The 19,683-nt window shown below is 70.2% G+C and carries 16 protein-coding genes; 7 read left to right on the top strand and 9 right to left on the bottom strand.

The window, feature by feature from the left end:
- Positions 1–4: 4 nt before the first annotated feature.
- The 3 genes from OHA25_RS32265 to pgsA are packed head-to-tail and all read right to left on the bottom strand — an operon-like array spanning position 5 to position 2,675.
- Positions 5–1,135: a glycosyltransferase family 4 protein gene (locus tag OHA25_RS32265; RefSeq protein WP_327580717.1), complete on the bottom strand. Its 1,131-nt coding sequence runs from the start codon at positions 1,133–1,135 to the stop codon at positions 5–7.
- Positions 1,132–2,055 (bottom strand): phosphatidylinositol mannoside acyltransferase, encoded by a 924-nt coding sequence (locus OHA25_RS32260; RefSeq protein ID WP_327580716.1) that lies wholly within the window; start codon positions 2,053–2,055, stop codon positions 1,132–1,134. The genes OHA25_RS32265 and OHA25_RS32260 overlap by 4 nt, the downstream gene beginning before the upstream one ends.
- A complete protein-coding gene (gene pgsA, locus OHA25_RS32255) occupies positions 2,052–2,675 on the bottom strand; it encodes a phosphatidylinositol phosphate synthase (protein WP_327580715.1) in 624 nt (207 codons plus the stop codon). Before pgsA ends, OHA25_RS32260 begins: the two co-directional genes overlap by 4 nt.
- A 144-nt stretch (positions 2,676–2,819) precedes the next feature.
- On the opposite strand from pgsA, the gene OHA25_RS32250 reads away from it, so the two are divergent.
- From OHA25_RS32250 to OHA25_RS32240, 3 genes are all read left to right on the top strand, one after another.
- The gene (locus tag OHA25_RS32250; RefSeq protein ID WP_327580714.1) at positions 2,820–4,958 is read left to right on the top strand and encodes an elongation factor G-like protein EF-G2; all 2,139 of its coding nucleotides are present in this window, start codon (positions 2,820–2,822) and stop codon (positions 4,956–4,958) included.
- A 155-nt stretch (positions 4,959–5,113) separates the two neighbouring features.
- Positions 5,114–6,703 carry a glycoside hydrolase family 10 protein gene (locus OHA25_RS32245; protein WP_327580713.1) on the top strand — a complete coding sequence of 530 codons (1,590 nt, stop codon included), beginning with the start codon at positions 5,114–5,116 and terminating at the stop codon, positions 6,701–6,703.
- Positions 6,704–6,918: 215 nt separating this feature from the next.
- Positions 6,919–9,075 (top strand): hypothetical protein, encoded by a 2,157-nt coding sequence (locus OHA25_RS32240; RefSeq protein ID WP_327580712.1) that lies wholly within the window; start codon positions 6,919–6,921, stop codon positions 9,073–9,075.
- On the opposite strand, the gene OHA25_RS32235 is transcribed toward OHA25_RS32240, so the two are convergent.
- Positions 9,031–9,561 (bottom strand): HIT family protein, encoded by a 531-nt coding sequence (locus OHA25_RS32235; RefSeq protein ID WP_305921658.1) that lies wholly within the window; start codon positions 9,559–9,561, stop codon positions 9,031–9,033. The two genes, OHA25_RS32240 and OHA25_RS32235, sit on opposite strands and share 45 nt — an antisense overlap.
- Before the next feature lie 77 nt (positions 9,562–9,638).
- Here OHA25_RS32235 and OHA25_RS32230 point away from each other — a divergent pair, with 77 nt between their 5' ends.
- The 3 genes from OHA25_RS32230 to OHA25_RS32220 all read left to right on the top strand — a co-directional run bounded on the left by OHA25_RS32230 (position 9,639) and on the right by OHA25_RS32220 (position 11,793).
- A complete protein-coding gene (locus OHA25_RS32230) occupies positions 9,639–10,175 on the top strand; it encodes an Asp23/Gls24 family envelope stress response protein (RefSeq protein WP_327580711.1) in 537 nt (178 codons plus the stop codon).
- Between the two features lie 519 nt (positions 10,176–10,694).
- Complete coding sequence (locus OHA25_RS32225; protein ID WP_327580710.1) at positions 10,695–11,420, top strand: PIG-L deacetylase family protein; 726 nt, start codon at positions 10,695–10,697, stop codon at positions 11,418–11,420.
- A 169-nt stretch (positions 11,421–11,589) separates the two neighbouring features.
- Entirely contained in the window at positions 11,590–11,793 is a 204-nt protein-coding gene (locus tag OHA25_RS32220) for a TM2 domain-containing protein (RefSeq protein WP_305921655.1), read from the top strand.
- Positions 11,794–11,841: 48 nt separating this feature from the next.
- On the opposite strand, the gene thrS is transcribed toward OHA25_RS32220, so the two are convergent.
- The 3 genes from thrS to OHA25_RS32205 all read right to left on the bottom strand — a co-directional run bounded on the left by thrS (position 11,842) and on the right by OHA25_RS32205 (position 15,406).
- Entirely contained in the window at positions 11,842–13,806 is a 1,965-nt protein-coding gene (gene thrS, locus OHA25_RS32215; protein ID WP_327580709.1) for a threonine--tRNA ligase, read from the bottom strand.
- Between the two features lie 64 nt (positions 13,807–13,870).
- A complete protein-coding gene (locus OHA25_RS32210) occupies positions 13,871–14,467 on the bottom strand; it encodes a glycoside hydrolase family 25 protein (protein ID WP_305921653.1) in 597 nt (198 codons plus the stop codon).
- Between the two features lie 39 nt (positions 14,468–14,506).
- The gene (locus OHA25_RS32205; RefSeq protein WP_327580708.1) at positions 14,507–15,406 is read right to left on the bottom strand and encodes a TIGR03564 family F420-dependent LLM class oxidoreductase; all 900 of its coding nucleotides are present in this window, start codon (positions 15,404–15,406) and stop codon (positions 14,507–14,509) included.
- Between the two features lie 98 nt (positions 15,407–15,504).
- Between OHA25_RS32205 and pgm the strand changes: the two genes are divergently transcribed.
- A complete protein-coding gene (gene pgm / locus OHA25_RS32200) occupies positions 15,505–17,133 on the top strand; it encodes a phosphoglucomutase (alpha-D-glucose-1,6-bisphosphate-dependent) (RefSeq protein WP_327580707.1) in 1,629 nt (542 codons plus the stop codon).
- Between the two features lie 396 nt (positions 17,134–17,529).
- On the opposite strand, the gene OHA25_RS32195 is transcribed toward pgm, so the two are convergent.
- Both OHA25_RS32195 and OHA25_RS32190 read right to left on the bottom strand, forming a co-directional pair.
- Positions 17,530–18,294 carry an SDR family NAD(P)-dependent oxidoreductase gene (locus OHA25_RS32195; RefSeq protein ID WP_327580706.1) on the bottom strand — a complete coding sequence of 255 codons (765 nt, stop codon included), beginning with the start codon at positions 18,292–18,294 and terminating at the stop codon, positions 17,530–17,532.
- A 3-nt stretch (positions 18,295–18,297) separates the two neighbouring features.
- Entirely contained in the window at positions 18,298–19,608 is a 1,311-nt protein-coding gene (locus tag OHA25_RS32190) for an MFS transporter (RefSeq protein ID WP_327580705.1), read from the bottom strand.
- Between the last annotated feature and the right edge of the window lie 75 nt (positions 19,609–19,683).

Below are 19,683 nucleotides of genomic sequence, written 5' to 3'. Positions count from 1 at the left end.
GCGGTCACAGGTCCTCCTCCACGCGGCCCGCGCCGCTCGTCGTGACCGTCTCGTACACGCGCACCACGTCCCGCGCCACCGTGGACCAGTCGTATTTCCTGACCGCCACCAGCGCCTCCGCGGCCAGCTTGGCACGGCGCTCCGGCGCGTCGAGCAGCGCGGCCGCCTCGCGCGCCAGCGAGCCGGCGTCGCCGTTGGCGAACAACGCGCCCGCCTGGCCTTGGCCGAGCACCCTGCGGAAGGCCGGGATGTCGCTGGCCAGCACGGTGGCCCCGGAGGCCATGGCCTCGGCCAGCACGATGCCGAAGCTCTCCCCCCGCGTGTTGGGCGCGCAGAACACGTCGACCGAGTGGTAGGCGCGGATCTTGTCGGCCTCGCTCACCATGCCCAGCACCGTCACCCGGTCGTGGAAGCGCTTGGGCACCCGCTCGAACACGTCCTTCTCGTCGCCGGGACCGGCGATGAGAAGCTTCACCTCCGGCCGCGCGGCCGCCAGCGCCGTGAACGCCTCCAGCAGGATCGGCAGGCCCTTGCGCTCCTCGTCCATCCGCCCGAGGAAGCCGATCGTGGCCCCATCGGGACCCCACCCGTCCAGCGGCTCGGCCTCGGTGTAACGGGAGACGGTCACGCCGTTCGGGATCAGCACCGCGTCGCCGCCGAACTGCTCCACCAGGCTCTTGCGGGCCGCGTCGGAGACCGCGATGCGGCCGCTGAGCTTCTCCAGCGCGCTCTGCAGCAGCGGCTCGGCCACCGCGATGGCCCGCGAGCGCGACCACGACGCGTGGAACGTGGCCACGATCGGCCCCTTCGCCGCCCAGCACGCCAGCACGCCCAGGCTCGGGATCAGCGGCTCGTGGATGTGCAGCACGTCGAACCGGCCCGTACGCACCCACCGCCGCACCCGCGCCGCCGACAGGAAGCCGAACGACATCCTGGCCACCGCCCCGTTGTACGGCACCGGCACCGCCCGCCCCGCTCCCGTCACATATGGGGGCAGCTCGTCGTCGTCGGCCGCCGGCGCGATCACCGACACGTCGTGCCCCTGCGCGATCAGCGCCTGCGCCAGGTCGTCGATGTGCTGCTTGACTCCGCCGGGCATGTCCCATGAATAGGGACACACGATGCCGACCTTCATGGGCCGACCTTCTGAGCAGGCAGGTCCTCCAGCCAGAGCCGCTGCAACATGTGCCAGTCCTCCGGATGCTCGGAGATGCCCTTCTCGAACACGTCGGCCAGCCGCTGCGCCACCACCGCGACCTTCTCCTGCCGGGTGCCCTCCTGCGGGACCGGGACCTCCTCGTGGATGTGGATGCCCCAGTCGCCGTCGACGAAGTAGACGATCGCCGGCAGCAGCGCGGCCCCGGTCTGCACGGCCAGCAGCGGCGGCCCCGCGGGCACCTTCGTGGTGGCGCCGAAGAAGCGCACCTCGACGCCGCTCTTGGTCAGATCGCGCTCAGCGGGCAGGCACACCACGCCGCCCTTGCGCACCCGGATGGCCAGCGAGGCGAAGTTGTGGCCGTCGCCGCCGGTCAGCGGCAGCACCTCCATGCCGAGCCCCTCGCGGAAGGCCACGTAGCGGCGGAACAACGACTCCGGCCTGAGCCGCTCGGCCACGGTCGTGAACGGATGGCCCACGCCCACCAGCCAGGCGCCGGCCTGGTCCCAGTTGCCCATGTGCGGCAGCGCCAGCACCACGCCCCGCCCGGCCGCCACGGTGTCGTGGACGTGCTCGGCGCCGATGACATGCGTGCGCCGCACGATCTCCTCGGTCTTCATGGACGGCAGCCGGAAGATCTCGTGGAAGTAGCGGAAGTACGAGCGCATGCCCGCCCTGGTGAGCTCGCGCAGCTCCCGGCTGCCCACGTCGAGTCCGGTCACCCTGGCCAGGTTGGACTCCAGCCGGCGCACCGACTTGCCGCGCCTGGCCCACACCCGGTCGGCCAGGAAGCCGAACACCGCGGCCGTCGGGCGCTCGGGCAGCAGCGGCACGAGCTTCCAGCCGGCCGCGAAACCCGCGGCCACGACGCGATCGCCGAACGACGCCTTCTCGCTCATTTCTCCCTCGTCTGCCGGTAAACGGCCATCACCCGCTGCCCCACGGTGATCACGCTGGCCGCCGCCAGCAGCCACATCCCCGCAGGCAGAATGTACGGCACACCGAGCCCCGAGAAGCAGGCCGCGACCAGCGCCACGACCAGCCGCTCCGGTCGCTCGGCCAGCCCGACGTCGGCCGTGAGCCCGAGCCCCTCGGCCCTGGCCTTGGCGTAGGACACCAGGGTTCCGGCGATCAGGCAGACCAGCGTCACCGAGGCCATCAGCGTGTCCTGTCTGGACACGAAATACAAGATCAGGCCGGCGAAGATGGCGGCGTCGGCGACCCGGTCGAGCGTCGAGTCCAGAAACGCGCCCCAGGTGCTGCCCCCTTTCCCGCCGAGCCGGGCCACCACGCCGTCGAGCAGGTCGAACAGCACGAAGACGGTAATCACAAGGGCCCCCACGGTCAGGTGGCCCAGGGGGAAGAAGGTCAGGGCGGACACGACGGTGCCGAGGGTGCCGATCGCCGTGACGGCGTTCGGGCCGATCCCGCGGCCCACGAGGGCCCTGCCCAGCGGGGTGAGTATCCGGGTCATGGCCGGGCGCAGGAGTTTGAGCATCGCGGTCCGATCGTAGGCCATCAAGACCTGACAACTTTCTTTGCCCTCCACCTCTTGTGATATCCGCCACACGGGTATTTGGTGAACACACCGCGTCCATGCGGTTTCTGCCAAGCTTCCGCGCGGGCGCGGCGTTGGAAACAAACCGACGACGCGGGAGGCGACGTGGCGGAAAGAAACACGGGAGGCGCCGCAGGAGCCGCGGGCAGGGCACCCGCGGCCGACAGGGCGGATGCGATACGCAATGTCGTGCTGGTCGGCCACTCAGGAGCAGGTAAGACGACTCTCGTCGAGCAGCTGCTGGCCGCCACGGGCACTATTCAGCGCCCGGGACGGGTTGAGGACGGCAACACGGTCAGCGACTTCGACGAGGTCGAGGTCAGGCAACAGCGGTCGGTCAATCTCGCCTTGGCCCCCCTGCTGCACAACGGAATCAAGATCAACCTTCTCGACACCCCCGGCTACGCCGACTTCGTGGGCGATCTGCGGGCCGGGCTGCGCGCGGCCGACGCCGCGTTGTTCGTGGTGTCGGCATCCGACGGGATCGACGGGCTCACCCAGATGCTCTGGGAAGAGTGCGCGCAGGTCGGCATGCCGCGGGCGGTCGTGATCACCAAGATCGACCATCAGCGCGCCGACTTCGACGAGGTGCTCGCCACCTGCCAGGACGTCTTCGGCGACGGCGTGGCGCCCCTCTACCTGCCGGTGATCACCAACGGGCATGTCAACGGGCTGATCGGGCTGCTCACCCAGAAGTTCTACAACTACGCGACCGGCGCCCGCATCGAGAAGGAGCCCGGCGCGGAGTACGAGACGCAGATCGAGGAATACCGCGGCTCCCTGATCGAGGGCATCATCCAGGAGAGCGAAGACGAGACGCTCATGGAGAGATACCTCGAGGGCGAGCCGATGGACACCAAGGTCCTCATCGAGGACCTGGAGAAGGCCGTCGCACGCGGCAGCTTCTACCCGGTGCTCTGCAGCGGGCTGGGCGTCGGCATGCAGGAGGTGCTGGAGGTCATCACCCAGGGCTTCCCGTCGCCGCTCGAACACCCGATGCCGGAGATCACCGACCTGTCCGGCAAACCGGTCAAGGGCATCGCCTGTGACCCGGACGGGCCGCTCGTGGCGGAGGTCGTCAAGACCACCAGCGACCCGTACGTGGGCCGCATCAGCCTCGTCCGCGTCTTCTCCGGCACACTGCGCCCCGACATGACCGTGCACGTGTCCGGGCACGGCCTGGCCGACCGCGGCCACGAGGACCACGACGTGGACGAGCGCATCGGCACCCTGACCTGCCCGCTGGGCAAACAGCAGCGCGGCGCCGCCAAGGGCATGGCCGGCGACATCGTGGCGGTGGCCAAGCTGTCGCGGGCCGAGACCGGCGACACGCTGTCAGACGTCGAGCAGCCGCTGCTGATGACCGCCTGGGCCATGCCCGACCCGCTGCTGCCCGTGGCGATCAGGGCCAAGTCCAAGGCCGACGAGGACAAGCTGTCGCAGGCACTCGGCCGGCTCGTGGCCGAGGACCCCACGCTGCGGCTGGAGAACAACGCCGAGACCCGCCAGCTCGTCCTGTGGTGCATGGGCGAGGCGCACACCGACGTGCTGCTCGACCGGCTGTCCAAGCGGCACGGCGTGGAGGTCGAGCGGATCGAGCTGCGGGTGCCGCTGCGCGAGACCTTCGGCGGCAAGTGCCAGGCGATGGGCCGCAACGTCAAGCAGACCGGCGGTCACGGCCAGTACGCGATCTGCCACCTCGAGGTGGAGCCCCTGCCGTCCGGCGGCGGGTTCGAGTTCGTGGACAAGATCGTGGGCGGCGTGGTGCCCCGGCAGTTCATCCCATCGGTGGAGAAGGGCGTGCGGGCCCAGATGGAGCGGGGCGTCGTCGCCGGCTATCCAATGGTCGACGTGCGCGTCACGCTGTACGACGGCAAGGCGCACTCGGTGGACTCCTCCGACATGGCCTTCCAGATCGCCGGCCAGCTGGCGCTGAAGGAGGCCGCGGCGAAGGTGCCGACCCTGCTGCTCGAGCCGGTGGACGAGCTCTCCGTGCTGGTGGCCGACGACCACGTGGGATCGGTGATGTCCGACCTGTCGTCGCGGCGCGGGCGCGTGCTCGGGACCGAGCCCGTCGGCACCGGACGCACCCTGGTCAAGGCCGAGGTGCCCGAGCTGGAGATAACGCGCTACGCCATCGACCTGAGATCCATGTCACACGGCACGGGCACCTTTACGCGCTCGTTCCTGCGCTACGAGCCGCTGCCGCCGAACCTCGCCTCCAAGGTGGCGGCCGAGGACTGAGCCTCGAGGAGAGGGCTCGGATGAGCTGAGGAGCCGGGAGGGAAAGCTGTGGTCCCTCCCGGCCCAGCCATGGAGTATTGTCACAAAGACATCACGACTTCATTTCGGTTTTTCGTACCGACCATCCCTGAGCAGATGTCACACTGGGTGGCATTATGCGAACTGGACGCCCACTCCTAGCCGCCGCAGCCCTCGCCGTCGTCACCGCCTCCGCCGCCTACGCGTTCGGCCCCGGTGCGAGCGAGAGCCCCGCGGCGAGCAAGAAGAAGACGACCACCGCCGCCACCCCCGTGGCCGCCTGCACGGCCGACGCCCGCTACCCGAAGCGCCAGCTCCGGGGCGTCTGGATCGCCACGGTCAAGAACATCGACTGGCCCTCGCGGAGCGGGCTGTCCGCCGAGCGGCAGAAGGCCGAATACGTCAAGATCCTGGACAGCGCCGCCAAGCGCAACTTCAACGCCGTCTTCGTCCAGGTGCGGCCCGCCTCCGACGCGCTCTACAAGTCGTCGCTCGAGCCCTGGTCGCAGTTCCTCACGGGCACCGCGGGCAAGGATCCCGGCTGGGACCCGCTGCCGTTCCTCATCGACGAGGCCCACAAGCGGGGCCTGGAGTTCCACGCCTGGTTCAACCCTTACCGGGCCTCCTACGACGCCGACGTCTCCAAGCTGCCCGCCAACCACCCGGCCAGGCAGCACCCGGACTGGACGGTCAAATACGGTGACCGCCTCTACTTCAACCCGGGTCTGCCGCAGGTGCGCCAGCACGTCGTCAAGGTCATCACGGACGTGGTGGACCGCTACGACGTGGACGGAGTGCACTTCGACGACTACTTCTACCCGTACCCGGGCGAGGGCGGCCAGTTCAACGACAAGGCCGCCTTTACAAGGTACGGCAAGGGCAAGAGCCTGGCCGACTGGCGGCGCGGCAACGTCAACACGCTCGTCGCCGAGGTGGACCAGGCCGTCCACACGCGGAAGAACCACGTCAAGTTCGGCATCAGCCCGTTCGGTATCTGGCGTAACAAGTCGAATGACCCGTCCGGATCCAACACCAACGGCATGTCGGCCTATGACTCGATTTATGCGGACGCGAAGGCCTGGATCGAGTCGGGCACCGTCGACTACGTCATGCCGCAGCTCTACTGGCCGCGCGGCTTCAAGGCGGCCGACTACAAGGTGCTGGCTCCGTGGTGGGCGCAGGCCGTCAAGGGCTCCGACGTGCACCTGTACATCGGGCAGGCCCTCTACCGGGTCGGCGCCACGGACGACAAGGCCTGGACCAGGCCCGAGGAGATGGCCGCGCACCTGACACTCAACCGCAAGCACAAGCAGGTGGACGGTGACGTCTACTTCAGCGCCAAACAGCTGCTCACCAACCCGCTGGGCGCGATGGACCGGGTCGCCAAGGAGCACTACGGCCGCCCCGCCCTGCTGCCGCTCATGAAGGAGCGCGGCGGCCAGGCCCCGGCCGCGCCGGCCGGGGCGAAGGCCCTTGCCCAGCCGGCGGGTGCCAAGGCCACGGGCTCGACGATGACCTGGACGCCGTCGGCCGGGGCCCGCGCGTACGCGGTCTACCAGCTGCCGGAGTCAGGCGCGGACTGCCAGGCCGCGGACGCCCGTAACCTGGTCACGGTCGTCTCCGACCCGTCGTACGCGGTGAAGGCTCCGGGGACCTACCTGATCACCTCGCTCGACCGCCTGCACAACGAGAGCACGCCGGTCAAGGTGAAGGTCGACGCGTTCTGACCACTGCGCCGCAGCTGATCGAGCCCCATCCGGCCCGCCGCCCATCAGGGTGGCGGGCCGCGCCGTGCGAGGACCGGCAGAGCAGCGCGGCTCCCACGCCGACGTCGCCTCGGCACACCCTCGGTTCGTGAGAGGGTAGTCGCGGGCTTGTGGCGCCTGGAGGCGAGCGTCCTCTACCGTGCCACGGACATCATCGATCGCGGGAGGTCATCGGGGTGAGGCGCGCGGTAGTCGTGCTGGCCGTGCTGCTCGGCCAGCTGCTGACCGGCTTGGGGCTGTTCGCGGGGGCGGCACGGGCCGACGAGGGCGCCGGTCGGATGGCGCAGGTGGACGACGGCACCGCGCCGGTCCATGACCTCGCGGGCCGGACGGCGCAGTCTCGCGGCCAGACGGGCCGGGTGGCGCTCATCGGGGTGTCCGGGCTGCACTGGAACGACCTCACCCAGGCCGACACCCCCAACCTCTGGGAGCTGGCCGCATCCAGCGCGATCGGCTCGCTGTCGGTCCGCACCGTCGGCAACGTGACCTGCCCCTACGACGGCTGGCTGACCGTCTCGGCGGGCACCAGGTCGGCCGTCGGCTACGGCTGCGGCGCGCCGCCGGTGCCCGAGCAGCAGGGCGAGGGCGCCGTCATCCCCGACTACCGCTACCTCATCGACGTGGCCGGCCAGCGTAACGCCGGCATCCTCGGAGAGTCGCTGAAGGCGGCCGGGCAGTGCTCGATCGCCATCGGCCCGGGCGCCGCGCTCGGGCTGGCCGACCGGCAGGGCGCCGTTCAGCACTACCATGCCTCGCCGCTCCAGGTCAGGACCGCCGACCTGGAGAAGTGCCGGATGATCGCCATGGACGTGGACGACCTCATCCGCCCCTACCTGACCGGCGACCGGCTGCCGAAGGTGCCCGACCAGCTCACCGCGGCCCAGCGGCGCGAGGCACTGCGCCTGGCCGACGCCAAGGCGGGCGCGCTGCTGTCGGTCCTGCCCGCCGACACGACGGTGCTGCTCGCGGGCCTGTCCGACCACGGCTCCGTGCCCCACCTGCGGGTGGCCGCGCTGCGTGAGCCCGGCGCGCAGGGTCGGTTGCTCGGCGCCGCCTCCACCCGCCGCGAGGACATCTCGATCCTGCCCGACCTGACCTCCACCGCGCTGACCAAGCTCGGCGTGGCGGTGCCCACCACGGTCGTGGGCGTGCCGGTGCAGGCCGGCGAGAACGGCGCCACCTTCGAGCACCTCCAGCGCGCCGACGCCACCGCCCAGACGATGCGCTCGGCGAAGGGACAATACTTCACCGCCCTGGCGGTCCTGCAGGTCCTGTTCTACGTGCTGGCGTTCCTGCTGCTGCGCCGCCGCAAGCAACTGCCCTGGATACGCGCGGCCGCGACGGCGCTGGCGGCCCTGCCCGTCACCTCGTTCCTGGTCAACCTGCTGCCGTGGTCCACCCACCTGGAGCTGTTCGGCGGCATGCTGGCCTGGTGGGCGGCGATCACCGCACTGGCGCTGGCCGGGCCATGGCGGCGCCGGCCGCTCGGCCCGCTGGCCGTGGTCGCGGGCGTCACGGCGCTCACGCTCGCCGGCGACCTGCTGACCGGCACGACGCTCCAGCTCAACAGCTTCATGGGCTTCAGCGCCGAGCAGGGCGCCCGCTACTTCGGGCTCGGCAACATCCCGTTCGCACTGTTCGCGACCGGCACGCTGCTGACCACGACGATGATCGCGCACCGCTGGCCCGGAAAGATCGGCCTGGCTGCGATCGTGGGGCTCGGCGCGGCCGCGATGGTGCTCGGCGGGTCCGGGCTGGGCAGCGACTTCGGCGGCGTCATCGCGTTCGTGCCGGGCATCGCGGTGACCGCGCTCATCCTGTCGGGCCGGCGGGTGTCGCTGGTGAAGCTGGCGTTGTTCTGCGTGGCCGGCGGGGTGATCGTGATGACGTTCGCCTGGATCAACTATCTGAGGCCGGCCAACGAGCAGACGCACCTGGGCAGGTTCGTGGGCCAGGTGCTGACCGGCGAGGCGCTCGACGTCATCTGGCGCAAGCTGCAGGCCATGCTCGGCACGCTGCTCAACCCCAACCTGATGCCGATCGTCATCGTGGCCGTGGCGTTCCTCGTGTACGCGATCCTGCGGCCCGAGCAGGCCTCGGCCGGAGTGGTGCCGGCGGCGTTCGAGCACTCCCGCGCACTGCGGGCCGGCCTGATCGGCACGCTGGTCAGCGGCGTGGTCGGCATGCTCGTCAACGACTCGGGCGCGGCCGTGCTGTCGATGGCGCTGGCGCTGGCCATACCACTCCTGCTGGCCACCGGCATCGGCGTGCTCATGCGGCGGGAGCAGTCAGTCCCAGGCGTCGGCGAGCAGCTGGCGCGTGTCACGAAGTAGCTGAGGCAGGACCTTGGTCTGGCCGACGACCGGCATGAAGTTCGTGTCGCCGCCCCACCGAGGGACGACGTGCTGGTGAAGGTGCGCGGCGATGCCCGCGCCTGCCACGTGGCCGAGGTTCATGCCGACGTTGAAACCCTGCGCGCCGCTGGCCTTGCGCAGGGCCCGCAGCGACTTCTGCGTGAACTCCCCCATCTCGACCAGCTCGTCCGGACGCAGCTCGTCGTAGTCGGACACGTGCCGGTAGGGGACGACCATCAGGTGGCCGGAGTTGTACGGGTAGAGGTTGAGCACCGCGTAGACGCTCTGGCCCCTGGCGACGATCAGGCCGTCCTCGTCACTCATCTTGGGGATCGCGTCGAACGGGCACCCGTCGTCGGGGCCGGTGCCGGTCGGCTTGTTCTCACCCTTGATGTAGGCCATACGATGCGGGGTCCACAGACGGTCGAAGTTGTCCGGGGCCCCTGCCCCTGCCTGATCGTGCATAACTAGCAGCATAGGACCACGGACAAACGGGATGCTCTTCCGGCACAATCCTGAGCATTCGCCTAGAGGAGGCCGTGATGAGCGAAGCTTTAGCAGAGCATTCCGTACCGCCCGCCGAAGCCGAGAACACCGACAACGCCGACAATTCGGCGCTGCAGGCGGACGGGCCTATCCCCGAGCCCACAGCGCCTTATCCGTCCGGCGCGATGGTGAAGGGGCGGATCAAGGTCGCCGACGAGGTGGTGGAGAAGGTCGCCGCCCTGGCGGCGCTCGAAGTGGCCGGGGTCGCCGACATGGGCGGCGATCTGGCGCGCGCCTTCGAGTCCGTACGCGACCGCATCGGCATCGGCTCGCGGCGCGGCACCCAGGGCGTCAGCGCGCAGATCCAGGACCGTCAGGTGGCCGTGAGCCTGACGATCGTGGTGGAGTACGGCCACGTGGTGATGGAGGTCGCCACCGAGGTCAAGATGAACGTGGCCAGGAGCGTGAGCCGGATGCTCGGCATGCGGGTCATGGAGGTCAACGTGACGGTCGACGACGTCCGCCTCCCGGGCGAGGGCCGCCCCGCCCGCGCCGAAGACCCGTCGGCCGACGACGCCACCATGGCCCCCTGACCACCACGACGCAGACCACGGTCCGCCTGCGGCCGGAACGGTTACCTCGCACACCTGGCGACGACCACCTCCGGCCGCACGACCGCCGCACCACACAACCGCACAGCACACGACCGCCGCACAGCACACGACCGCCGCACCACACGACCGGCACGCCACACGACCGCCGCACCACACGACGACCGGCACGCCACACGACCGGACGGCCCACACAACCGGACGGCCCACACAACCGGCACGCCACACCTGGGCGGCCCACGTCGGGGCCGCCGCACACGTGCGCAGAGCGCGTCCGGTCATCGACCGAGGTCCTTCCTGCAGCGTGACGGCCGGTGGACGCGCCGACCGGCAGACGCCGCCAGCGGGCACGACGGCCGGTGGGCGCGGCGACGGGCAGACGCCGCCGGCAGGCGCCACCACCGGTGGGCGCGGCGACCGGCAGGCGCGACGGCGTCGTACGCCGAGCCGTCGGACGCTCCTCGTTCCGCGTCACGCCGGCGCTGCCTATGGTGTTGAGCCATGACAACCGATCAACTCGACCCCATGCCGGACGACTGGCAACGCGCCCTGGCCATCGTGGCCCACCCCGACGACCTCGAGTACGGCTGCGCGTCCGCGGTCGCCATCTGGACCGACGCCGGGCGGGAGGTCGCGTACGTGATCGCCACGAGGGGCGAGGCGGGCATCGACACGCTCGACCCCGGCAAGAGCGGCGTGATGCGCGAGCGTGAAGAGCGGGCCAGCGCCGCCGTGGTCGGCGTGAGCAGCGTGGAGTTCCTCGACCATCGGGACGGCGTCATCGAGTACGGCACCGCGCTCCGAAGGGACATCGCCGCCGCCATCCGCAGGCACCGCCCCGAGCTGGTGATCACCTTGAACCCGGCCGACACGTGGGGCGGCACGTACTGGAACACCCCGGATCATCGTGCGGTGGGGCGGGCGGTCCTGGACGCCGCCGGAGATGCGGGCAATAGGTGGATATTTCCGGACACCGACGCAGCCCCCTGGAACGGCGTCCGCTGGGTCGCCGTCGCCGGCAGCGACACCCCCACCCACGCCGTGGACGTCACCGACGGGCTGGAGCGGGGCGTGCGGTCGCTCATGGAGCACCGTGCGTACATCGAGGCTCTCACCGACGAGGACCCCGAGACCTACGCTCGCACCCTCATCGAGGGCTTCGCCCGCCAGGAGGCGGAGCGCTTCGGCGGCCGCCCGGCCGTGATATTCCGCCTATTCACCCAATAACGCGACTTACCCTCAGTAACTCGACAAATCCGGAAACGTATGCGACGGCCCGTGGATCTTGCTAAGGTTTCATGCCCTGCGGTCGATGCTTCCCGCAGGCACCGCCGGTCGGGCGCGCCATGCCATGCCCTGCTCCCGGCGGGTCCCCCCAACCGAAAGGCAATCCCTCATGACCAAGTCATGGCTCGTGGCCGTCCTGCTCTGCTTCTTCCTGGGTGCGCTCGGCGTGCACCGCTTCTACGTCGGCAAGATCGGGACGGGCATCCTCCAGCTCATCACGCTCGGCGGTCTCGGCGTGTGGGTGCTGATCGACTTCATCATGATCTTGATCGGCAAGTTCACGGACAAGCAGGGCCAGCCGCTGGCCAAGTGACCAGGAAGGAGCGGCGGAGCAGCGCGGCTGCTCCGCCATTCCTTGTCGTCAGACCTGGACGCGCCGCTCGACGGCGTCGACGATCTCGGCGATCGCCTCGTCCACCGGCACCCCGTTCTTCTGCTCCCCGCTGCGGTAGCGGAACGAGACCGCCCCGTTGGCGATGTCGTCGTCACCGGCCAGCAGCATGAAGGGGATCTTGGCCTTCTGCGCGTTGCGGATCTTCTTCTGCATCCGGTCGTCGGCGGTGTCCACCTCGATCCGGACGCCGCGCTCGGCCAGCTTCTTCGCCACGTCCTGCAGGTAGGACACGTGCGCCTCGGCGATCGGGATGCCCACCACCTGCACCGGCGACAGCCAGGGCGGGAACGCGCCGGCATAGTGCTCGGTGAGCACGCCGAGGAAGCGCTCGACGGAGCCGAACAGCGCCCGATGGATCATGACCGGGGTCTGCCGGGAGCCGTCGGCCGCCTGGTATTCCAGGCCGAAGCGCTTGGGCTGGTTGAGGTCGAGCTGGATCGTGGACAGCTGCCAGGTGCGGCCGATCGCGTCCTTGGCCTGCACGGAGATCTTCGGCCCGTAGAAGGCCGCCCCACCCGGGTCGTCCACCAGCGTCAGCCCCGACTCCGTGGCGACCTGGCGCAGGGCCTCGGTGGCCTCCACCCACTCCGCCGGGTCGCCGATGAACTTCTCCGACTCGTCGCGGGTGGACAACTCCAGGTAGAAGTCCGACAGACCGAAGTCGCGCAGCACGCTGAGCACGAACCTCAGCAGCGACTTGATCTCATCGGCCATCTGCTCCCTGGTGGTGTAGATGTGCGCGTCGTCCTGCGTCATGCCGCGCACGCGGGTCAGCCCGTGCACCACGCCCGACTTCTCGTAGCGATAGACCGAGCCGAACTCGCACAACCGCAGCGGCAGCTCGCGGTAGGAGCGTCCGCGCGCCCGGTAGATCAGGTTGTGCATCGGGCAGTTCATCGGCTTGACGCGGTATTCGATGCCCTCCAGCTCGAATGCCGGGAACATGTCCTCGGCATACCACGGCAGGTGGCCGGAGGTCTCGAACAGCGACGACTTGGTGATGTGCGGCGTGTTGACGAACTCGTAGCCCGCCTCGGCCTGCCGCCGGCGCATGTAGTCTTCCATCTCCTTGCGGATGATCCCGCCCTTGGGATGGAAGATCGGCAGGCCGCTGCCCAGCTCCGGCGGGAAGCTGAACAGGTCGAGCTCGGCGCCGAGCTTGCGGTGGTCGCGCTTCTCGGCCTCCTCCAGTAGCTTGAGGTATTCGTCCTGCTTGTCGCGAGACTCCCACGCGGTGCCGTAGATGCGCTGCAGCTGCGGGTTCTTCTCGCTGCCCCGCCAGTAGGCGCCGCCTGCGCGCATGAGCTTGAACGCCGGGATCGACCGGGTGGACGGCACGTGCGGGCCGCGGCACAGATCCTTCCACTTCAGGTCGCCGGTCTTGGGGTCGAGGTTGTCGTAGATCGTCAGCTGCCCCGCGCCGACCTCGACCGACTCCTCATCGGCGGCCCCGCCCTTGAGCCCGATCAGCTCCAGCTTGTAAGGCTCCGCGGCCAGCTCCTCACGCGCTTCCTCGTCGCTGACGGGCCGGCGGGAGAACAGCTGCCCCTCCTTGACGATCTCCCGCATGCGCTTCTCGATGCGCTTGAGATCGTCGGGGTGGAACGCCTGCTCGACGTCGAAGTCGTAGTAGAACCCGTTGTCCACGGGCGGCCCGATGCCCAGCTTGGCCTCGGGGAACAGCTCCTGCACCGCCTGCGCCATGACGTGGGCGGTGGAATGGCGGACGATGGCCCGGCCTTCCTCACTGGAGGCCTCGATCGCCTCGACGACGTCGCCCTCGGCCAGAACGCAGGCCAGGTCGCGCGGCTCGCCGTTGACCCTGGCCGCGACGACCGTGCGGCCGTCGGCCTCGAGCGCCTCACCGGCCGTCGTGCCGGCCGCGACCACACGCTCGGCTCCGGCGAGGGTGATGCGTAGCTCGGCTGACACGGTGACTCCCTTGGGATCGCCCCGGCGCCCGGCGCCGGGGCTGCTTCAGTGGTGAACACCGATGCTATCGCGGGTGAAAGCCCAGCTTTGTCAGCTCCTTGCGGGTGCCGTGGAAGACGTTGCGGTCGATCGGGCTGTTGACGTATTGGTGGATGGTCCAGTCCCGCCACGGCCTGGGCACGAGGGGCTGGCCGCGGGGCCGCTCCGGGTGCGCGATCCAGAGCGGGTATTCGGCCAGGCCCGCGCAGTTTCCGCGGTTCGCGAACGAGTAGTACGTGTACACGAACGGCCGCACCCGGCCGTGCCGCTCGACGAAGTGGCACCAGCGGCGCGCGAACCTGGCGACCCGCTCCGGCCGCAGACCGTCGTCCTCCTCCAGGTCGAGCGCGATCAGGTCACCGCGGCGCAGCCCACCGGCCGCCCTGATGGTGTCCAGGAAGTGGCGGGCCTGCTCGATGGGGTCGCCCTTGGGCCTGGCGAAGTGGTAGGCGCCGCAGACCAACCAGGTCTCGCGCATGCCGTTCCAGTTGCGCGCGAACAACTTGTCGGTCCAGTCGCCGCCCTCGGTGGCCTTGGCGAAGGCGAAGGCCACTCCGGCTTCTGCGTGGCCGGTCCAGTCGACGGAGCCCTGCCAATTAGACACATCGATGCCTTGCAGCACGCCCTTCACCTTGCCGGATTTTATTGAGATGTCTACCGATCAGCCCCGCGCCGCGCCGATTAGCAGGTTCCGAGTGCGTTCCTTGTTGCTGAACACGGACCCCACGAAATCGGTCACCCCGGCCCGCTCGAGCTCTTCGAGCTGGGCCAGCACGGCCTTCTCGTCGCCGATGACGGCCACGTTGCCGGGATTGGCCGCGCCTTCCCTGTCGAGCATGGCACGGTAGGACGGCAATTGCCCGTACACCGCGAAGATCTCGTTCGCCCGGGTGACGGCGGCGTCGGGGTCGTCGGTGACGCACACGGGCAGCGCGCAGACGATGCGCGGCGCCTCGCGGCCCGCCTCGGCCGCGGCCGCCGTGATCGTGGGCGCGACGTGCTCGGCGACGGTCTTGGGCCCGGTCATCCACAGGACGGTGCCGTCGGCCACGGTGCCGGCCAGTTTGAGCATGCGCGGCCCCAGCGCGGCCACCAGCACGGGGAAGCCCGCTCCCGGCGTGGTCAGCCTGAGATTCGCCTTGACGGTCTCGCCCTGGTATTTGACGTGCTCGCCCCGGCTGAGCGGGAGCAGGACGTCGAGGTATTCCTTCATGTGCCGGCCCGGGCGCTCGAAGTCGTAGCCGTACATGCCCTCGATGACCATCTTGTGCGACAGCCCGATGCCGAGCGCGAGCCGCCCGCCGAGCGCGGCGTTGGTGGTCATGGCCTGCTGGGCGAGCACGGCCGGGTGGCGCGGGTACGTCGGCACGACCGCGGTGCCCAGCTCGATGGGGGGCGCCTGCGCGCCGGCGGCGGCCAGCGCGGTGAGCGCGTCCAGGCCGAAGATGTTGGAGAGCCAGGCCGAGGAGAAACCGTCCTCCGCCGCCTGCGCGATCTGGTCGCGGAGGCCGCCGACAGGGTCGGATCCTTTGGGCTCGGTGAGATAATACCCGTAACGCATAGTTACAGAACTCCGTTCTGGTGGCTGACGCGAATCTACATTCCCCGGCCGCCATACGGTCATCCCCCGGAGCCGAGCACGTTTGTAAAGTGGCCTACATGACCCACGAACGCGCCGGACAGCCCGCTCAGCCTGCCGACCTGGTCGACGTCGCCCGGCTGGTGACGTCCTATTACGCCCTGCGTCCCGATCCGGAGGAGGTGGGGCAGCGGGTCGCGTTCGGCACGTCGGGGCACCGGGGTTCGTCGTTCAACACCGCGTTCAACGAGGACCACATCCTGGCCACCAGCCAGGCCATCTGCGAATACCGGCGCGAGCAGGGGTCGGACGGGCCGCTGTTCCTGGGCATCGACACGCACGCGCTGTCGGAGCCTGCGCGGGTGTCGGCGCTGGAGGTGTTCGCGGCCAACGAGGTCGAGGTGCTGATCGACACGCGAGACGGCTACGCGCCCACGCCCGCCGTCTCGCACGCCATCCTGGCGCACAACCGGGGGCGGAGGTCGGGGCTGGCGGACGGCGTCGTGATCACGCCGTCGCACAATCCGCCGGCGGACGGCGGGTTCAAGTACAACCCGCCGCACGGCGGGCCCGCCGACACCGACGCGACCTCGTGGATCCAGGATCGGGCCAACCGGCTGCTGAGCGACATGAGCGCCGTGCGGCGGATCCCGTACACGAAGGCCTTGGACAGGGCGGGCCGGTACGACTTCCTCGGCTCGTACGTGGACGACCTGCCGTCGGTGCTGGACCTGGACGCGATCAGGTCGGCCGGGGTGCGGATCGGGGCCGATCCGCTGGGCGGGGCGAGCGTGGCGTACTGGGGGGAGATCGCCGAGCGGCACGGCCTGGACCTGACCGTGGTGAACCCCCTCGTCGATCCCACGTGGCGGTTCATGACGCTCGACTGGGACGGCAAGATCCGGATGGACTGCTCGTCGCCGTACGCGATGGCGTCGCTGATCGCCAACCGGGACAAATACGATATTTCCACAGGAAACGATGCCGATGCGGACCGCCACGGCATCGTCACCCCGGACGGCGGGCTGCTGAACCCCAACCACTACCTGGCGGTCGCCATCTCCTACCTGTACACCCACCGTGACGGCTGGCCGTCCGACGCCGGGATCGGCAAGACCATGGTCAGCAGCGGCATCATCGACCGGGTCGCCCAGTCGCTGGGGCGGCGGCTGTACGAGGTGCCGGTGGGCTTCAAGTGGTTCGTGCCGGGGCTGCTGGACGGGTCGCTCGGGTTCGGGGGCGAGGAGAGCGCCGGGGCGTCCTTCCTGCGGCGGGACGGGTCGGTGTGGTCGACCGACAAGGACGGGATCATCCTGGCGCTGCTGGCGTCGGAGATCCTGGCCGTCACCGGCAAGTCGCCGAGCGCACATTACAAGGAGCTGGTGGGGCGGTTCGGCGAGCCGGCGTACGCGCGGGTGGACGCGCCGGCGACGCGTGAGGAGAAGGCCGTGCTCGGGAAGCTGTCGGCCGAGCAGGTGACGGCGTCGTCGCTGGCGGGCGAGCCCATCACGGCGGTGCAGACGGCCGCCCCGGGGAATGGGGCGTCGCTGGGCGGGGTGAAGGTGTCGACGGAGAGCGCCTGGTTCGCGGCGCGGCCTTCGGGGACGGAGGATGTCTACAAGATCTACGCCGAGTCCTTCCGCGGGCCCGACCATCTGGCCAAGGTCCAGGAAGAGGCCCGCTCCCTGGTCTCCGCCGCCCTCAGCTGACCGCCGGCCCTGGCCCCTTTTCCGACTGCCATCGGACACCCGCGGTTCGGCTCGCCTGTTGTCCGATGGCCCACCGCCTCGGACGGCCACCCGGGCGCTTCCGCCGAACGCACGCGCCGTTGACCCTCCGCACCGCCCAGGAGCACACCGCCACGGCGCTGGCTGCGTCCCACACGAAAGCAGCGGGGCAGCCAGGCGCCACGGACGAGGCAACGCAGCACAGCGCAACGCGGGCGGCGCAACGCGGGCGGCGCAACGCGGGCGGCGCAGCGCGGGCGGCGCAGCACGGGCGGCGCAGCACGGGCGGCGCAGCACGGGCGGCGCAGCACGGGCGGCGCAGCACGGGCGGCGCAGCGCGGGCGGCGCAGCACGGGCGGCGCAGCACGGGCAGTGGCGTCAGTAGGTCAGGTGGCGGCCGCCGTCGCCCACGAGCACCTCCCCCGTCACCATGTCCGCCTCCAGTAAGGCGGTCACCATCTGGGCGATGTGCTCGGGCTGGGCCGTGCGCCGCAGCGGCGCCTTGGCCTCCTCCCGCGCCGTCATCTCCGCGAACCCCTGCTGCCCCACCCGGTCGATGTGCCAGCGGGTCGCCACGATGCCGGGCGCGACCGCGTTCACCCGCACCTCAGGTCCCAGGGCGACCGCCAGGTCACGGGTGAGCTGGATCAGGGCGGCCTTGCTGACGCCGTACGCCATCGAGGAGCCGGTGGCGAGGATCCCGGCGATGGAGGACACGTTGACGATGGCGCCGTGGGCGGCCCGCAGGTCGGAGGCGAAGGCGCGGGCGCAGTAGAAGGGCCCCATGAGGTTGACGCCCATGACGTGCCGCCACACGTCGTCGGTGAGCCCCTCCAGGTCGGGGAACGGCACCCACTTGGTCGTCCCCGCGTTGCACACCAGCACGTCGACGCGCCCGTACCGGTCGCGGACCCGCTCGGCCATGCGCCGCACGGCGGCGTCGTCGGCCACGTCGGCGGCCATGGCCTCGGCCTTGCAGCCCAGGCCGGCCAGGCGGGCGACGGTCGCCTGGGCGTCCGCCGCCGAGCGCGAGTAGTTGACCACCACGGCCTCCGCGCCCTTCCTGGCCAGGCTTTCGGCGACGGCCGCGCCGATGCCGGTGCCGCCGCCGGTGATCACGGCGACGCTGCCGTTGATGTCCATGACCTACTCCTCCACGACAGGACGCCGCACCGGGTCGACGGCCGCGATGTCCAGATCCTTGGTTTCCCGCGAGGCCCAGAACGCCCCGAACGAGATCAACGCCGTCGCGATCAGGAACGCCGCGACCAGCCACGGAGCCCCGTCGAGCCGCGCCGCGAGCGCCGCGCCGATCAGGGGCGAGAACCCGGCCAGCGCCGCCCCCAGCTCGCGCGAGGCGGCGAACCCGGTGTAGCGCACCCGGGCGCCGAACAACTCGGCGTAGAACACCGGCTGCACGGCCACCTGCGGCGCGAACCCGAACGCCCCCATGATCATCATGGCGAGCCACACCACCATGGGCACGCCGGTGCCGACCATGAGGAAGTACGGGTAGACGAAGAGCGCCACGAACACCACGCTGAACAGGTTGAGCGGCCGCCGCCCCACCCGGTCGGACAGATGCCCGTACACGGGCTGGAGCACGATCACGGTCAGCCCGAACAGGATGACGCCCAGCAGCGCCGTCCGGTTGGACAGGCCGAGCTCGGCGATGGCGTACGCGACGCTGAACGTGGACAGCGTGTACACCACGGCCGTGTCGCAGATGTGCGCCCCGACCCCGATGAGGAAGTTGCGCGGGTAGCGGACGATCGCGTCCCTGATCGGCAGTTTGACGATCTCACGGCTCCGCTCCATGTCGCGGAACACCGGCGACTCGGCCACCCGTAGCCGCACGTACAGGGCCACCCCGATGAGCGCGAAGCTCACCAGGAACGGCAGCCGCCAGCCCCAGGACAGGAAGTCCTCCTCGGGCAGGAGCCGCACCAGCAGGAACGCCGACGTGCCGAGCACGAGGCCGATCTGCACGCCGGTCTGGGCGTAGGAGGCGTAGTAGCCGCGCGGTCCCGGCGGGGCGTGCTCGGCCAGCAGCGTGGCCGCGCCGCCGAACTCCGCGCCCGCCCCGAGTCCCTGGCAGACGCGGAGGAGCGTGAGGAGGATGGGCGCCGCCACGCCGATGGCGGGGTAGGTGGGCAGCAGGCCGATCAGGCCGGTGGACACGCCCATGATGACGGTCGTGATGATCAGCGTGGAGCGGCGGCCGATCTTGTCGCCGAGGTGGCCGAACAACACGCCGCCGAACGGCCGCACCACGAACCCCACGCCGAACGTGGCGAACGCGGCGATCGTGCCCGCGGCCGGGTCGGCCTGGGTGAAGAACAGCCGGTTGAAGACGAGGGCGGCGGCGGTGCCGTAGATGAAGAAGTCGTACCACTCCAGGGCGGTGCCGACGAGGGCGCCCAGGACGACGCGCTTCAACTCGGGTGTGGCGGACATCTAACCTCCTCCGGGGGCGTGTCAGGCCAGGGTGGGCCGCGTCCAGCGGCCCTCCATAGGCCGCGGGGTTTGCGC

This window comes from Nonomuraea sp. NBC_00507 (assembly GCF_036013525.1).
Taxonomy (GTDB): Bacteria; Actinomycetota; Actinomycetes; order Streptosporangiales; family Streptosporangiaceae; genus Nonomuraea.
Note: the sequence above shows the minus strand (reverse complement) of the source record. Positions and strands in the feature narration are given on the sequence as shown.

Excerpts from the sequence above, each read along its gene's own strand:
- OHA25_RS32265 (WP_327580717.1), bottom strand. The coding sequence starts at position 1,135 with ATGAAGGTCGGCATCGTGTGTCCCTATTCATGGGACATGCCCGGCGGA.
- OHA25_RS32260 (WP_327580716.1), bottom strand. The coding sequence starts at position 2,055 with ATGAGCGAGAAGGCGTCGTTCGGCGATCGCGTCGTGGCCGCGGGTTTC.
- pgsA (WP_327580715.1), bottom strand. The coding sequence starts at position 2,675 with ATGGCCTACGATCGGACCGCGATGCTCAAACTCCTGCGCCCGGCCATG.
- OHA25_RS32245 (WP_327580713.1), top strand. The coding sequence starts at position 5,114 with ATGCGAACTGGACGCCCACTCCTAGCCGCCGCAGCCCTCGCCGTCGTC.
- OHA25_RS32235 (WP_305921658.1), bottom strand. The coding sequence starts at position 9,561 with ATGCACGATCAGGCAGGGGCAGGGGCCCCGGACAACTTCGACCGTCTG.
- OHA25_RS32230 (WP_327580711.1), top strand. The coding sequence starts at position 9,639 with ATGAGCGAAGCTTTAGCAGAGCATTCCGTACCGCCCGCCGAAGCCGAG.
- OHA25_RS32225 (WP_327580710.1), top strand. The coding sequence starts at position 10,695 with ATGACAACCGATCAACTCGACCCCATGCCGGACGACTGGCAACGCGCC.
- OHA25_RS32220 (WP_305921655.1), top strand. The coding sequence starts at position 11,590 with ATGACCAAGTCATGGCTCGTGGCCGTCCTGCTCTGCTTCTTCCTGGGT.
- OHA25_RS32205 (WP_327580708.1), bottom strand. The coding sequence starts at position 15,406 with ATGCGTTACGGGTATTATCTCACCGAGCCCAAAGGATCCGACCCTGTC.
- pgm (WP_327580707.1), top strand. The coding sequence starts at position 15,505 with ATGACCCACGAACGCGCCGGACAGCCCGCTCAGCCTGCCGACCTGGTC.
- OHA25_RS32195 (WP_327580706.1), bottom strand. The coding sequence starts at position 18,294 with ATGGACATCAACGGCAGCGTCGCCGTGATCACCGGCGGCGGCACCGGC.
- OHA25_RS32190 (WP_327580705.1), bottom strand. The coding sequence starts at position 19,608 with ATGTCCGCCACACCCGAGTTGAAGCGCGTCGTCCTGGGCGCCCTCGTC.